The sequence below is a fragment of the Streptococcus uberis genome (assembly GCF_900475595.1).
GTDB classification, from domain to species: domain Bacteria; phylum Bacillota; class Bacilli; order Lactobacillales; family Streptococcaceae; genus Streptococcus; species Streptococcus uberis.
Genome location: NZ_LS483397.1, coordinates 306,819 through 321,104 on the forward strand (window position 1 = coordinate 306,819; position 14,286 = coordinate 321,104).

Annotated in this window: 13 protein-coding genes; 9 read left to right on the plus strand and 4 right to left on the minus strand. The window is 39.1% G+C overall.

What is annotated here, in order from left to right; genetic code table 11:
- Nucleotides 1-71: 71 nt before the first annotated feature.
- The 4 genes from DQM95_RS01785 to DQM95_RS01800 all read right to left on the minus strand — a co-directional run bounded on the left by DQM95_RS01785 (nt 72) and on the right by DQM95_RS01800 (nt 4,815).
- Entirely contained in the window at nt 72-665 is a 594-nt protein-coding gene (locus DQM95_RS01785; RefSeq protein ID WP_111685915.1) for a phosphatase PAP2 family protein, read from the minus strand.
- Between the two features lie 286 nt (nt 666-951).
- Nucleotides 952-3,075 carry an RNA degradosome polyphosphate kinase gene (locus tag DQM95_RS01790; RefSeq protein ID WP_037593223.1) on the minus strand — a complete coding sequence of 708 codons (2,124 nt, stop codon included), beginning with the start codon at nt 3,073-3,075 and terminating at the stop codon, nt 952-954.
- Nucleotides 3,076-3,101: 26 nt separating this feature from the next.
- Nucleotides 3,102-4,004 (minus strand): Ppx/GppA phosphatase family protein, encoded by a 903-nt coding sequence (locus DQM95_RS01795; protein WP_037593225.1) that lies wholly within the window; start codon nt 4,002-4,004, stop codon nt 3,102-3,104.
- Nucleotides 4,005-4,146: 142 nt separating this feature from the next.
- Complete coding sequence (locus DQM95_RS01800; protein WP_037593228.1) at nt 4,147-4,815, minus strand: cyclic nucleotide-binding domain-containing protein; 669 nt, start codon at nt 4,813-4,815, stop codon at nt 4,147-4,149.
- A 93-nt stretch (nt 4,816-4,908) separates the two neighbouring features.
- Here DQM95_RS01800 and DQM95_RS01805 point away from each other — a divergent pair, with 93 nt between their 5' ends.
- The 9 genes from DQM95_RS01805 (at nt 4,909) to rlmB (ending at nt 14,278) form a co-directional block, all read left to right on the plus strand.
- Complete coding sequence (locus DQM95_RS01805) at nt 4,909-6,105, plus strand: MFS transporter (RefSeq protein ID WP_046391098.1); 1,197 nt, start codon at nt 4,909-4,911, stop codon at nt 6,103-6,105.
- A 112-nt stretch (nt 6,106-6,217) separates the two neighbouring features.
- On the plus strand, nt 6,218-6,487 hold the full coding sequence (gene rpsO, locus DQM95_RS01815) for a 30S ribosomal protein S15 (protein WP_003083869.1): 270 nt from the start codon (nt 6,218-6,220) through the stop codon (nt 6,485-6,487).
- Between the two features lie 1,104 nt (nt 6,488-7,591).
- The gene (pnp, locus tag DQM95_RS01820) at nt 7,592-9,790 is read left to right on the plus strand and encodes a polyribonucleotide nucleotidyltransferase (RefSeq protein WP_037593233.1); all 2,199 of its coding nucleotides are present in this window, start codon (nt 7,592-7,594) and stop codon (nt 9,788-9,790) included.
- Nucleotides 9,791-9,801: 11 nt separating this feature from the next.
- Complete coding sequence (locus tag DQM95_RS01825; RefSeq protein ID WP_037593235.1) at nt 9,802-10,542, plus strand: SseB family protein; 741 nt, start codon at nt 9,802-9,804, stop codon at nt 10,540-10,542.
- 12 nt (nt 10,543-10,554) lie between these two features.
- Nucleotides 10,555-11,139 carry a serine O-acetyltransferase gene (gene cysE / locus DQM95_RS01830; protein WP_012657817.1) on the plus strand — a complete coding sequence of 195 codons (585 nt, stop codon included), beginning with the start codon at nt 10,555-10,557 and terminating at the stop codon, nt 11,137-11,139.
- 25 nt (nt 11,140-11,164) lie between these two features.
- Nucleotides 11,165-12,505: a cysteine--tRNA ligase gene (gene cysS / locus DQM95_RS01835; protein ID WP_012657818.1), complete on the plus strand. Its 1,341-nt coding sequence runs from the start codon at nt 11,165-11,167 to the stop codon at nt 12,503-12,505.
- Nucleotides 12,498-12,893 (plus strand): Mini-ribonuclease 3, encoded by a 396-nt coding sequence (locus DQM95_RS01840; RefSeq protein WP_012657819.1) that lies wholly within the window; start codon nt 12,498-12,500, stop codon nt 12,891-12,893. The genes cysS and DQM95_RS01840 overlap by 8 nt, the downstream gene beginning before the upstream one ends.
- 136 nt (nt 12,894-13,029) lie before the next feature.
- Entirely contained in the window at nt 13,030-13,428 is a 399-nt protein-coding gene (locus tag DQM95_RS01845) for a hypothetical protein (protein ID WP_037593240.1), read from the plus strand.
- Nucleotides 13,429-13,531: 103 nt separating this feature from the next.
- Nucleotides 13,532-14,278 (plus strand): 23S rRNA (guanosine(2251)-2'-O)-methyltransferase RlmB, encoded by a 747-nt coding sequence (gene rlmB / locus DQM95_RS01850; protein WP_037593292.1) that lies wholly within the window; start codon nt 13,532-13,534, stop codon nt 14,276-14,278.
- Nucleotides 14,279-14,286 lie beyond the last annotated feature (8 nt).

Here is a 14,286-nt window from a genome sequence, read left to right on the forward strand (position 1 = left end):
TTGGAAATACTATAACACAAATTCAGCTTTTTTAAAAGCCGAGCTTCTATTAGTCATTGCCTTCAATGATGTCAACCAATAAAGGCAAGTAATAAATAATAAGAGGAAAAATCGAGGCTTAAAGAAGCTAAGATATCAGTCGGGAAATGGTCTCGTAAATAAACCCGTGATAGTAATACCAATAGTGTAAAAACAAAGGTTATACAACGAATGCATAAACTTAAGAAAGTAGGATTCTCTTTTAATAGGAATAAAACCATCAATAACAACAAAACAGCACAAACACTATGACCACTCGGGAAGCTGAAGCCGGAATCTGGTAAGAGTTGATATAAAGGACGACTTCTATGGATAACCAATTTTAAAACTAGTGCAAGAGCACTTGTTCCAAAATAGAAGGTCATCAAGAAAAGAGCTTGCTTGCTTGACTGGCGATAGATGAGTATCAGTAAGATGAGAAGTAGGCTTGTGATGGCTGGACTTCCTATGTTGGAAATGCCAATCATCACCCCTGTTAACCAAGGGGAATGGTAATCGTATAAAAGATTGAACAGACCGTTATCAATGTAGGTCATCACTTTAAAGTGATTAATAATAGCAAACGCCAATAAAGTAAACATACTTGCTGATAACAGACTATAACGTAAATATTTCTTACTAGACATGGTTTCTCCTTATAATGATGCCTTAGTTTACACTGGAAAGCTTAAAAAATCCAAAAAATAGCAGAAATAAGTGGCCTATCTTTTTTAGACTAAAAGGAGATACTTGATTGGATTTGACCATACAAGTAGGATAAAACTGATTTTTTCTTTTCTTTTTTTGTAACAGACTACTTGTTTTTTTTATTAGCCTCCTGTATAATAAATCCAATCTCCAAACATAAGATTCTTCTAAAGAGAGAGAGAAGAAGATAGGACAATTAAAAGGAACCCTGCTGGGTTCCCTTTTTTATTTATTGATGAAATGATTCCAGAATTTGCGAAGCGGTGATTTTCTTTTGACTTTTTGAACAGATTCAAGTCTCAGTTGTCTCTGAAATTGTTTTTCAGCTTCGTCTATAAAGGTATCTTGTGACGAAAAGGCTTTTTGACCTTTAACCACAGGGATGGCTAAAAATTCTCCTTCTGGTGAAATCTTTCGACCTTTTAAAGTATCTGAGAATTGTTTGGTCATGTATGTCATGATACGTTTTTGAATTTTTTTATCATAAACTGGCGCAGCGATTTCAACCCTTTCTTCCATGTTTCGTGTCATCAAATCGGCTGAAGAGATGTACATAGCCATTTGGTCATCTTTACCAAAAATGTAAACACGAGGATGTTCTAAATAACGCCCGACAATACTATGAATCTCAATATTGTCGGTTACGCCTTCAACACCAGGTAAAAGACACGTAATACCTCTAATGATCAATTTAATGGTACAACCGGCTTGGGATGCCTCTACTAATTTATCAATGAAGACCTTGTCAGTAAAGGAATTGCATTTAAAGAAGAGGTAGCCATCTTTTCCTTTGGCTATTTCCCTGTCAATCAATTCCACAAATTGCTGACGCAAGCTTGATGGTGCTTGGAGAAGATGTTTATACTTGCCATTTAAGTTACCAAGAGCTAAGTGAGTAAAGAAATCATTTGCATCCAAACCAATTTCAGTATTCGCTGTTAGTAATGAGAAGTCGGTATAAATCCGTGAGGTCTTTTCATTATAGTTACCAGTACCTAATTGTGTTATGAAATGGATATTTTGGGAACTGTCTTTGAAAATAGCCAGGAAGACTTTGGAATGGGTTTTGAATTCTTCGAATCCATAGATGACATTGCAGCCAGCTTTTTCTAAGATGCTAGCATATTGAATATTGGATTCTTCGTCAAAACGAGCTTTTAACTCCATCAAAACGGTAACATCAATGCCATTTTCAGCTGCTTTAATTAACTGCTCTGCAATTTTAGACTGAGATGCCAAACGGTAAATGGTGATTTTGATGGCACGACATTGAGGGTCTTCCGCAATTTCTTTCAAAAGGGCAACAAAGGCATCGATATCATCATAGGGATATGACAAGAGTTGATCTTCTTGGCGAATCTTCTCAATGATAGATGGTGTATTCTTATATGGATTATAGGCATTAATTTTAGGATAGAGCATGTCATTTTTAACAGCTGACGGAACAATATCCATGACTTTAAAGACAAACTCCATGCTTAGAGGTGTTTGACTTTCTAAATAATGATCTTCATCAAGTCCTAATTTATCAAATAAAAATGCTTTACTTGTTTCTGAAAGAGGACCTTGTGATTCTAGTCGGACGATATTTAGACGTTTTCTTTTCTTCACAATAGCCTTCATGAAGTCACGATAGTTATCAAACATATCTTGATTTTCATTATCTGTATTCAAGTCAGTATTACGTGTGACAGCAATAATGCCTTTATTTAAAACCTTATAGCCATTGAAGATTTTCTCGATTTTCTCAAGAATCAATTCTTCGGTAAGTATATAATCCACTTGATGTCCAGGTAAGGTCAAGACTTGTTGGAAATCTTCTCTGATAGGAAGCAAGCCAAACATTTTTTGGTCATCTTTTTCCAACTCTGTCAAAATGTAATGTCTTTTATTTTCCAAAAAAGGAAGTGGATGACTCATGTCAATGATTTGCGGTGAAATCAGTTCATCAACCCTTTGTTTGAAAAAGCGATTGGCAAATGTTTTTTGTTCTTCGTTTAATTCCGAAAAACGGAGTTGTCTGATATGAAAATCTCTTAAATCAGACATAATGGTTTGATAAATGCGATCGCGTTTTTGGTATAAAGATGGCATCATGGCCAAAATGGCATCAATTTGTTGGGCTGCGGTCATGTCAGATTTGGAATCGATTTTATGTTTTTTCATTAACATTAAATCATGTAAAGTTCCAACTCGAACCATGAAAAATTCATCTAGGTTACTAGTAAAAATAGCGATGAATTTTAATTTTTCAAGTAAAGGTACTTCGGCAGCTTCTGCCTCGACTAAAACACGTTCGTTAAAACGTAACCAGGCAAGTTCACGATTTTGCATATATCTCGTGGGCATTATAAACCTCCTCTCCACTCAAATGCTTAGTTTGTAGTCTTCTTGTTTAGATAATCTAATAGATAGCCTTCACGAATACCTTTATTAGAAATGCGAATGGTTTTAACTTTAAAATCTTTGCAGGCTTCTAATAAAATAACGACTCCAGGAGTCAAGGTATGGATACGATCAGGAGCCACTTTGAAAACAGCCACCAAGGTTTTTTTATCCTTTTTCAAGAGTTTTTTAGACAAGGTTTTTAATTGATCAATGGTAAATTCAAGGGGGCTATCCAGATTTTCATTTTTTTGAATCACTTTTCCAATGGCCCGAACACTGCCGCCAATCCCAATTAAGGTGTCAAAGCTTGGTAAGTCATCGCTGTTTTTCTTGAGTGATTTTTTGACTTTATCAGACATTTGACTAAATTCATCTTGTGTTGGTAAAATCCCTTCAACATATTTCTTGTAAAATGATAAGCTACCATCAGATAAGTTAAAATCTTTCACAATTTGCTTGTCTTTGAAAATAGCAATCTCTGTTGACCCACCACCAATATCGATGGAAAGACCATTTGATTGGCCATAGACTTCTTCAATACCGATGTGTCCTAAACGAGCTTCTTCACTTTGGGCTAATAAATCGATAGTGACATTTAGGTCATCTTTAACTTCTTTGATAACCTCATCTTGATTGCTGACATTTCTTAAAGAAGCTGTCGCAAAATAATGGATGGATTCAAGTTCAACAAATTGAGTGACTTCCTCAATTGAAGAAATCGTCCTTTTCAAGGTGTCAATGCCATCACGGCTGAGTTTCCCATCTTCCACATAGGAAGCTAAACTGGCAGTATATTTTTTGGTAAATAATATGGAATATTCTTTTTTGTCAAGGCGGTAAATGTTCAGGCGAATGGTGTTAGAACCAATATCAACAATTGCAATGTTCATAAATATCTCCTTTTATCCCTATTATATAGGAAAATAAATGCCTTTTGTTCGACTTTGCTTAAAATTTACAAAATCTTTACAATAGTCCGATTCTTTACCAAAAGTGTCATTAAAATCCTTTCAGGAAAATCAAAATAAGAGATTATTCTTCTTTCAAAGCTAAGGCTTCTAAAGACTTAAAATCAGTAATACAATAGCTTTTGAAAGCTTGTCGTTCAATAATGTTTTGACTGATCAGTTGTTGAATGACTCGATGTATATGGCGGTAACTGGTCCCAAAAGAATCTGCTAAGAGGGATAATTCTAAACCAAAGACACCGTTGTTCTCTTGATCTAAAATATGTCTGGCCAAACGCTCTTTGACCGTATAGCCCATATTTTGAGTGGACTTGACGTTTTGTTGGTAAAAGTTATTTGCCAATACTTGGCCAATTCGATAGAGAAAATCTGGGTCTTTTAAAAGCTTTTTTTTGTCTCTAAGGGGCAGATAAATGAAGTAAGTGGACTTTAAGGCAATGACCGAAGTAACAGCCTTTTGATTAGTCAAGAGTTCAATATCTCCAATCAAAGATGGCCTGGCATGTGTTTCTAAAACATGCTCCTTACCATTTGGCAACCGTCTCACAATTTTGACAGCTCCTTCTAAAGCATAGCCAATAAAATCCAAGTCCTGATCTTGTAAACAAATGGCCTCATTTTTTTGAAAAAGCAGCAAGTGAAGGTCTTTTTGAACCGTACTTGGAAAAAAATGACTAAGTCCATGTTTCTTTAGTAGTTTATTTAATAAGTTGGTGTCTGAAATCGTCTTCATCTCTTTTTTATGACCTAGGTCCTATTTTTATTTCTTGCTATTGATTATACTGGAGATAACTTAAATAAACAAGACATGAGGAAACGAATCGCGATGAAAGACCAATTGAAAAAAATAAGCCTACTAAGCCTCTCTTTAATGATGATTTCACCCTTTTCGGTAGCGCCAGCCTTACCCCAAATGATGGCCGAATATAACGCAAAAGGTTACAGTGCCAGTCAGGTTACCATCCTCTTTTCCCTATCCTCCTTTGCCATCTTAGCCATGCTTTTCCTAAATCCAATCATCAGCCCCTACCTAACAGAACGAAAGATCATCAGTTCTGGCCTGCTTTTAATAGCCTTAGGAGGGGGCTTACCCCTAGTGACACAAGCTTACCCACTTGTATTTACCTCACGCCTCTTACTTGGAGCAGGCATTGGGCTCATCAATGCCAAAGTGATCAACATCATCAGTGAACGTTACCAAGGTAAAGAAAAAGTAAGGCTATTAGGTTATCGCTCCTCAGCAGAAGTGTTAGGTTCCTCAGTTTTTACCTTTTTAGCAGGATTTTTAGTCACCCTTGGTTGGTCAAAAAGCTTCGCTATTTACCTCTTTGCCTTGCTTATCCTAGCTCTCTATCTTCTCTTTGTTCCCCAACTTAAGGAAGACAAGCAAAAACCAAGAGCCACACAAATGGATAAGAAATCCTTTAATAGCAAAGATCGCTTAATGATTATAGGAATGGCAGTTTACGCTGGATTTGTCATCCTCATCAATACCTCAAATACCCTTCGGATCCCACTCGTCATCGAAAAAATGCAACTCGGAAGCCCAAAAGAAGCCAGTCTTATCCTAAGTTTGATGATGCTGATGGGCATCTTATCAGGAATCACCTTTAGCCGTCTCTTAGATATTTTCAAAGCATTTTTGTTACCAATAGTTGCCATCTCACTAGGGTTAGGCATGTTAGTCTTATGGGCAGCTGATAATCTCATCCTTGTCGGGCTAGGCGCTCTTGTGACAGGTTTTATCTACAGTGTCGGAGTCACTGTAGTCTTTAATCAACTGTCAGAAAAAATACCACCCCAAGAGCTTACCAAGGCAACAACCTATGTCCTCATTGGTTGCAATCTAGGTGGAGGCGGCGCAGCCATCGTGCTTGACCTTTTTTCTCACTTTCATCACTCGATTACTCTTCCCTACTTGGTATATGCCCTGCTGAGTTTAACGCTCGGTGTCATAATGCTTATCTGGATCAAAGGAAAGATTAAGCTGTCGGTCACTTTCAAGAAAAAGAGAAAATCTTGACCATAATGACTTAATTTGGTAGAATAGATAAGTCGCAAGACACACCAACTTTTTCTTGGTTTTAGGAGTGCCAATCCTAGGACTCGGATTAAGCAAAAAAAGGAGAAAAATTATGGCAATCTCAAAAGAGAAAAAAAATGAAATCATCGCTCAATATGCACGTCATGAAGGCGATACTGGTTCAGTTGAAGTTCAAGTAGCAGTACTTACTTGGGAAATCAACCACTTAAACGGACATATCAAAGAACACAAAAAAGACCACGCTACATACCGTGGTTTGATGAAAAAAATTGGTCACCGTCGTAACTTGTTAGCGTACTTACGTCGTACAGATGTTAACCGTTACCGTGAGCTTATTCAATCTCTTGGTTTACGTCGTTAATTTCAAGTTTAAAAAGCCCTCTGCCGTCGTTAGCTGCGATAAGGTAATCCCAAGATTAACCTTATCTTGCTGCCTAGGCAGTGGGCTTTTTAATTCTTGAAATACTTGATATTTGTATATATATTTCTTCGAATGGGCTTTGTCTGCGACACTTTATTCAGGGAACGATCTTTTTCCTGAATAAAGTTAGTCTGTCCTTTAGCTAAGTTCGCGATAGAACTTAGCGCGTTAAATCGGACGCCAGTCCAGATTTAACTAAGGAGAGGCCTTGTCAGAAGGAGATTTTAAATTTAATCAAAAGGACAGTTCGATTTTGAACTGTCCTTTCATTATGCCGTCGAAAGCTGCGATAAGGTAAACTTGAGTTTAACCGAGTGGGAGAGAGCCTACGACGCTTTTTTCAGGGAACGATGTTTTTCCTGAAAAAAGCTAGTCTGTCCTTTAGCTAAGTTCGCGATAGAACTTAGCGTGTTAAATCAGATGCTAGGCTAGGTTTAACTAAGGAGAGGGGCAGAGGGCTTTTTATTTATTGAGATACTTGTTAAATTGCATATAGATTTCCTCAAGGGGTCTTGTCAGAAGGAGATTTTAAATGGAATCAAAAAAGTTAGCTCATACTTGGGCTGACTTTTTTATATACCGTCGTTAGTTGCGATGTGTTAAACTTAAGTTTGACCGAGTGGGAGGGAGCCTTCGACAGATTTTCAGGGAACCATATGTTGACTAGGAATGACATGTTCTGACATTATCATTTTTGATTCAAAATATTTAGATAGGAGACGCTTTGATAATGGGGGTGTCTTTTTTTGCTATCACGGATTTTTTTGAGTTATCTCTTTTAAATCCTGGTTTTGATAAGTCTTTTTTAAAATCTTCTTTTGACAGCTAGGAGAAGGAAAAGTCTCTGGAAAGTGGTTTTAGCCCTGTGCTATTTTCATGATTTTATGGTAAAATTGTTTAGATACGACGTTTGATACAAAGAGGAGTTTAAGACCATTTCTTAGGTTGCTCTTTGTAGGAAAACATCGTATACCGAAAAATACCGAAAAACTTTTTGAAAGGAAAGAATGACTGAAGATGTCATTCTTCTAAGGAAATGATTTTATGTCAAAACAAACCTTTAGCACAACCTTTGCTGGCAAACCATTAGTTGTTGAAGTTGGCCAAGTGGCAAAACAAGCAAATGGAGCAACCGTTGTCCGTTATGGGGAATCAACTGTCTTAACAGCTGCTGTCATGTCTAAAAAAATGGCAACAGGAGACTTTTTCCCACTCCAAGTCAATTATGAAGAAAAAATGTACGCTGCAGGGAAATTCCCAGGTGGTTTCATGAAACGTGAAGGTCGCCCATCAACAGATGCAACCTTAACAGCACGCCTTATCGACCGCCCAATCCGCCCAATGTTTGCAGAAGGTTTCCGTAACGAAATCCAAGTGATTAACACCGTTCTTTCTTATGATGAAAATGCTAGCGCACCAATGGCAGCTATGTTTGGTTCATCATTAGCTCTGTCTATCTCAGATATCCCCTTCAACGGACCAATTGCAGGTGTTCAAGTTGGTTATATTGATGGTGAATTTATCATCAACCCAGACAAAGCGCAAATGGAGGCTTCGCTATTAGAATTAACAGTAGCAGGTAGCAAAGAAGCCATCAACATGGTGGAATCTGGAGCAAAAGAATTATCAGAAGACATCATGTTGGAAGCACTTTTGAAAGGCCATCAAGCCATTCAAGAATTGATTGCTTTCCAAGAAGAAATTGTGGCAGCCGTTGGTAAAGAAAAAGCAGAAGTTGAGCTCTTACAAGTTGATGCTGATCTACAAGCTGAAATTGTAGCTAAATACAATGCGGATCTTCAAAAAGCTGTACAAGTCGAAGAAAAGAAAGCCCGTGAAGCAGCTACTGAAGCTGTTAAAGAAACAGTTAAAGCAGAGTACGAAGCCAAATTTGCTGAAGATGAAAACCTAGCAACCATCATGCGTGATGTTGCTGAAATCTTAGAACAAATGGAGCATGCTGAAGTTCGTCGCCTGATCACAGAAGATAAAGTGCGCCCAGATGGACGTAAAGTTGATGAAATTCGTCCCTTGGATGCCCAAATTGATTTTCTTCCAAAAGTTCATGGATCAGGTCTCTTTACACGTGGACAAACGCAGGCACTCTCTGTTCTTACCTTGGCGCCAATGGGAGACACACAAATTATTGATGGCTTAGATGACGAGTACAAAAAACGCTTCTTACATCACTACAATTTCCCACAATACTCTGTTGGTGAAACAGGACGTTATGGTGCAGCTGGTCGTCGTGAAATCGGACATGGTGCTTTAGGTGAACGTGCCTTAGAACAAGTCTTACCAAGCTTAGAAGAATTTCCATATGCCATCCGTCTTGTTGCAGAAGTTCTTGAATCAAATGGGTCTTCATCACAAGCCTCTATTTGTGCGGGCACACTTGCCTTGATGGCTGGTGGTGTCCCAATTAAAGCGCCGGTAGCTGGTATTGCTATGGGTCTCATCTCAGATGGTACTAACTATACTGTGTTAACTGATATTCAAGGTCTTGAAGATCACTTCGGAGACATGGACTTTAAAGTAGCCGGAACACGTGACGGAATTACGGCCCTTCAAATGGATATCAAGATTGAAGGAATCACACCGCAAATCCTTGAAGAAGCCCTTGCTCAAGCTAAGAAAGCCCGTTTTGAAATCCTTGATTTGATTGAGGCAACCATTCCAGCACCACGTCCGGAATTGGCACCAACAGCACCAAAAATTGATACCATCCAAATTGATGTGGATAAAATCAAGATTGTTATTGGTAAAGGTGGCGAAACCATCGATAAAATCATTGCTGAAACAGGCGTTAAAATTGATATTGATGAAGAAGGATTGGTTCAAATCTTCTCAAGTGACCAAGCCGCTATTGATCGCACCAAAGAAATTATCACTAGCCTCGTTCGTGAAGCTAAAGTTGGTGAAGTTTACCATGCTAAAGTGGTCCGTATTGAAAAATTTGGAGCTTTTGTCAACCTCTTTGATAAGACAGATGCCTTAATCCATATTTCAGAAATTGCATGGACACGTACCGCAAATGTTTCTGATGTTCTTGAAGTCGGTGAAGAAGTAGATGTTAAAGTTATCAAAGTCGATGACAAAGGTCGTGTTGATGCTTCAATGAAAGCATTGATCCCACGCCCACCAAAACCTGAGAAAAAAGAAGAAAAAGCCTCTGAAGCTAAGGAAGCAAGTAATGACCAAGCTTCAAAAAGCCAATCAGAAACAGCAAGTGAAGAAAAATAGGAACCTTAAGGATGAATGAATTAGATACACGTCTTAGAGCTTTTATCAATAGTCCCGATAATTTTCTTGATAGTGTGGCATTGGTAAATGCCTTTCATCATTTTCCAGTTTGGGCAAGCAAAGAGTTTTATACCATCACTATTGAAGGTCAAGAACTAGTTCCAGTTTTTACAGATAAAGATGATATGGCCCTCTTTAAAGCGGATCAAACAGATGCTCAAAGCCAATATTGGTTAGAACGCTCAGCTATTGCCGTCCTAGAAGAAGTCATTAAAAAAGGCGCCTCTGGACTGGTTTTCAACCTCAAGAAAAAAGGGGATTTTGGGAATTCTACGGTTTTTAAAAGCAGTGATATGATTCGGTTTTTAAATACCTTTACCACCATCTTAAATCAGGTGATGAGTGATGAGAATCAAGAAGCTGACACCTTCGAGAAGATTTATTTCGTTCCAGCATTTGTTCAAGTAAAAAGCGAGAACTACTATGATCGTTTTTTCCCTACAATGTCGACACCAGAAGGAAAATCTTATATACCGGCCTTTTCAAATCTTCAAAGTTTTGCCAAATGGTATAACCAAGACGATTTTGGCGGTGCCTTTCGAAAAGCACAAGGTGTCATTCTGACCTGGAAATTGGAAGATATTTACCAACCACGTAATGGTGAAAATGAAAGAGATGAAACAGTCGGAGTAGCTGTTAATCCTTTCGATGAAGAACAGATTTTAATCGATTGGACAGATATCGAAAAGTAAAAAGGAGAATGAATGGGCTGGTGGAAAAAAAGCATTAATATTGTCAAAGACTTGGACCCGGCTGCCCGAAATTCCCTGGAAGTTCTATTAACCTACCCTGGAATAAAAGCTCTGGCAGCCCATCGCCTCTCCCATTTTCTATGGGAACACAACTTTAAGTTATTGGCACGAATGAATAGTCAGTTTTGGCGATTTCTGACCAACATTGAAATTCACCCTGGAGCCAAGATTGCTGCTGGTGTCTTTATTGACCACGGTGCAGGTTTGGTCATTGGTGAAACGGCTGAAGTTGAAGAAGGGGTTATGCTATACCATGGAGTAACCCTAGGAGGAACTGGTAAGGATAAGGGAAAACGCCACCCTACCATCCGCAAAGGAGCTCTCATTTCAGCTCATTCCCAAATCATTGGCCCAATTGAAGTAGGCGAAAATGCAAAAGTGGGTGCCGCTGCAGTCGTCTTATCAGACGTTCCAGCCGATGTAACAGTCGTTGGCGTACCGGCCAAAGTTGTCCGTGTTCATGGGCAAAAAGATGCCATTACCATAAAAAGCATGGAAGAAAAAAGAGAGGAATCTTATTATTCCTCAAAATTGTAAGCAAGAGTATAAAAAGGAAGACGGAATGATCAAAATATATGATACCATGACACGTCAATTACGTGATTTTAAACCGATCAATGACAATCAGGTCAATATGTATGTCTGTGGACCAACCGTTTACAACTACATTCATATCGGAAATGCCAGATCAGCAGTTGCCTTTGATACCATCCGTCGTTATTTTGAATATTCTGGCTACCAAGTCAACTATATCTCAAATTTTACTGATGTTGATGATAAAATTATCAAAGCAGCAGCAGAAAATGGTGTCACTCCCAAAGAACTAGCCGACCGCTTTATAGCAGCTTTTATGGAGGACACGTCGAAACTAGGCATTAAACCTGCCACAAAAAATCCACGCGTCATGGACTACATGGATGAAATCATTGCTTTTATTTCGGTTTTGATGGAAAAAGGCTTCGCTTATCAGGTAGCAGGTGATGTCTACTTTAGAGTAGCCAAGTCCGAAAATTATGCCCGCTTAGCCAATAAAACTTTGGCGGATTTAGAAGTCGGAGCAAGTGGACGCACAGATAGTGAAACAGACTTAAAAGAAAATCCCTTGGATTTCGCCTTGTGGAAATCCGCTAAAAGTGGCGAGATTTCTTGGGAAAGCCCATGGGGACCAGGAAGACCAGGCTGGCACATTGAGTGTTCGGTCATGGCTACGGAACTGTTAGGCCATACCATTGACATTCACGGTGGCGGTGCGGACCTGGAGTTTCCACACCATACCAACGAGATTGCCCAGTCAGAAGCAAAAACGGGTCATACCTTCGCAAACTATTGGATGCATAATGGTTTTGTCAATGTTGACAATGAAAAAATGTCTAAATCCTTGGGTAACTTTGTGACGGTTCATGACATGTTGAAAACTGTAGATGGACAAGTTTTACGTTTCTTCCTTGCAACCCAGCAATACCGGAAACCCATCAATTTCACAGAAAAAGCCATTCATGATGCCGAAGTGAACCTCAAGTATTTAAAAAACACTTATAGACTTCCAGTAGCTGAAACAAGTGATCTAGGCTATAAGACCTACATTGAGGCCTTTAAAGCAGCCATGGATGATGACTTTAATGCAGCCAACGGCATCACTGTCGTCTTTGACTTTGCCAAATGGATTAACTCTGGGCATTATTCAGCGGAAATCAAGACTGCTTTTGAAGAGATGCTAGCGGTTTTTGGTATCGTCTTTGAAGAAGAGGTTTTAGATGCTGATATTGAGGCCCTAATTGCCGAGCGCCAGGAAGCACGTGCTCAGCGAGATTTTGCCAAAGCCGATCAGATTCGGGATCAACTGGCTAGTCAAGGTATTAAGTTATTAGACACTAAAGATGGCGTGAGGTGGACACGTGACTAACGTAGATGTCAATCTGATCAATGGTATTGCTTTAGCTTTTGAAGGAGATGCGGTTTACTCTTATTATATCCGTAAGCACCTGATTTTTTCAGGGCAAACCAAGCCAAGTCAGTTACACCATATGGCGACGCGTTATGTGTCGGCTAAAGCACAAGCAAGCCTGATTCAAAAAATGTTAGAAGCCCAGCTTTTAACCGAAAAAGAAGAGGACATATACCGTCGTGGCCGTAACAGCCATAGCCATACCAAGGCCAAAAACGCTGACGTGGTGACTTATCGCATGTCAACGGGTTTTGAAGCTGTCATGGGTTATCTGGATATGACGGATCAAAAAGACCGTTTGGAAACATTGATCAATTGGTGTATCCAAGAAGTGGAAAAAGCTTAAAAGAGACATGGTCTCTTTTTTTCTGTCTTTAGATTAGGGAATTGACCACTCCATAAAAATATAGTGTGGTAAATATTTGAAACTTGTCATTTTTTTCTTTATAATGAAAAAAAGAAAGAATAAATGGAGGTTTTTTATGATTAAAATGAGAAAATTACAGTTGTCAGTCAGTCTTGCCCTTTTTGCCTTACTAACTTTTGTGGCTTCACCTATTTATGCCTTACAAACGAATCAAAACCAAGCTGGGCAAGCAGTCCAACAAGATAGTCTTGCTGTTACGGCCATTTTACAAGCTCAAAAACCTCTTTTAGATATTGCTATTCAGATACCAGCTCAACTGGCTCAAGGAGGTCAAGCTAAAGTGGAATTGCTTGATCAAACAGGTCAGGTCAAAAATACCATTAGCTATGACTTGCAAGCAGGATGGACACAAATGTCAGCCTGGTTTGACATGACAGGTTACCCAAGTGGTGATTATAGTGTTAAGGTTACCTACAATGGCATTAGCCAACAATCATCACCTATTCACTATTAAATGCTAGTCCCAAAAAGCTCTAGTATTGGCTAGGGCTTTTTTGAATGGAAATTAAATCACTGGCCGGTCACTTTTTAGAGACATTCATGGTATAATGAAAACTATGAAAGATAAACACTTACAAGAAACAACTGACATGGTTTACGGCGTGCATGCCGTCACCGAAAGCCTCAATGCCAATACCGGTAACAAGCTTTACATTCAAGAAGATTTACGTGGCAAAAATGTTGATGCCATTAAAGCTCTGGCAACAGAAAAGAAGGTCTCAATCTCTTGGACGCCTAAGAAGACCCTGTCTGAAATGACTGAAGGGGCAGTCCATCAGGGCTTTGTTTTGCGTGTGTCTGAGTACGCCTACGCTGAACTAGCAGACATCCTCAAAAAAGCTGAAAGTGAAGAAAATCCGCTAATCATGATCCTTGATGGCATTACCGATCCTCACAACTTTGGCTCGATTTTGAGAACGGCAGATGCTACTAAGGTTTGTGGGATTATTATTCCCAAGCACCGCGCTGTGGGGGTAACACCTGTCGTCTCCAAAACCTCAACAGGTGCAGTAGAACACCTCCCAATCGCCCGGGTTACCAATCTCAGCCAAACTTTGGATAAACTTAAGGAAGCGGGATTCTGGATTTTTGGGACAGACATGGATGGCACTCCCGTGCAAAAGTGGAACACGTCAGGCAAATTAGCCTTAATCATTGGCAGTGAAGGCAAGGGGATTTCTCACAATATCAAAAAACAAGTGGATGAGATGATTACCATTCCCATGGATGGCCATGTACAAAGTTTAAATGCCAGCGTGGCAGCAGCTGTGCTTATGTACGAAGTCTTCCGCAATAAACTCTAGGAACAAGT

Bases quoted from the DNA above. Each gene is read 5' to 3' on its own strand.
- DQM95_RS01785 (WP_111685915.1), bottom strand. From the start codon at position 665: ATGTCTAGTAAGAAATATTTACGTTATAGTCTGTTATCAGCAAGTATG.
- DQM95_RS01790 (WP_037593223.1), bottom strand. From the start codon at position 3,075: ATGCCCACGAGATATATGCAAAATCGTGAACTTGCCTGGTTACGTTTT.
- DQM95_RS01795 (WP_037593225.1), bottom strand. From the start codon at position 4,004: ATGAACATTGCAATTGTTGATATTGGTTCTAACACCATTCGCCTGAAC.
- DQM95_RS01800 (WP_037593228.1), bottom strand. From the start codon at position 4,815: ATGAAGACGATTTCAGACACCAACTTATTAAATAAACTACTAAAGAAA.
- DQM95_RS01805 (WP_046391098.1), top strand. From the start codon at position 4,909: ATGAAAGACCAATTGAAAAAAATAAGCCTACTAAGCCTCTCTTTAATG.
- rpsO (WP_003083869.1), top strand. From the start codon at position 6,218: ATGGCAATCTCAAAAGAGAAAAAAAATGAAATCATCGCTCAATATGCA.
- pnp (WP_037593233.1), top strand. From the start codon at position 7,592: ATGTCAAAACAAACCTTTAGCACAACCTTTGCTGGCAAACCATTAGTT.
- DQM95_RS01825 (WP_037593235.1), top strand. From the start codon at position 9,802: ATGAATGAATTAGATACACGTCTTAGAGCTTTTATCAATAGTCCCGAT.
- cysE (WP_012657817.1), top strand. From the start codon at position 10,555: ATGGGCTGGTGGAAAAAAAGCATTAATATTGTCAAAGACTTGGACCCG.
- cysS (WP_012657818.1), top strand. From the start codon at position 11,165: ATGATCAAAATATATGATACCATGACACGTCAATTACGTGATTTTAAA.
- DQM95_RS01845 (WP_037593240.1), top strand. From the start codon at position 13,030: ATGATTAAAATGAGAAAATTACAGTTGTCAGTCAGTCTTGCCCTTTTT.
- rlmB (WP_037593292.1), top strand. From the start codon at position 13,532: ATGAAAGATAAACACTTACAAGAAACAACTGACATGGTTTACGGCGTG.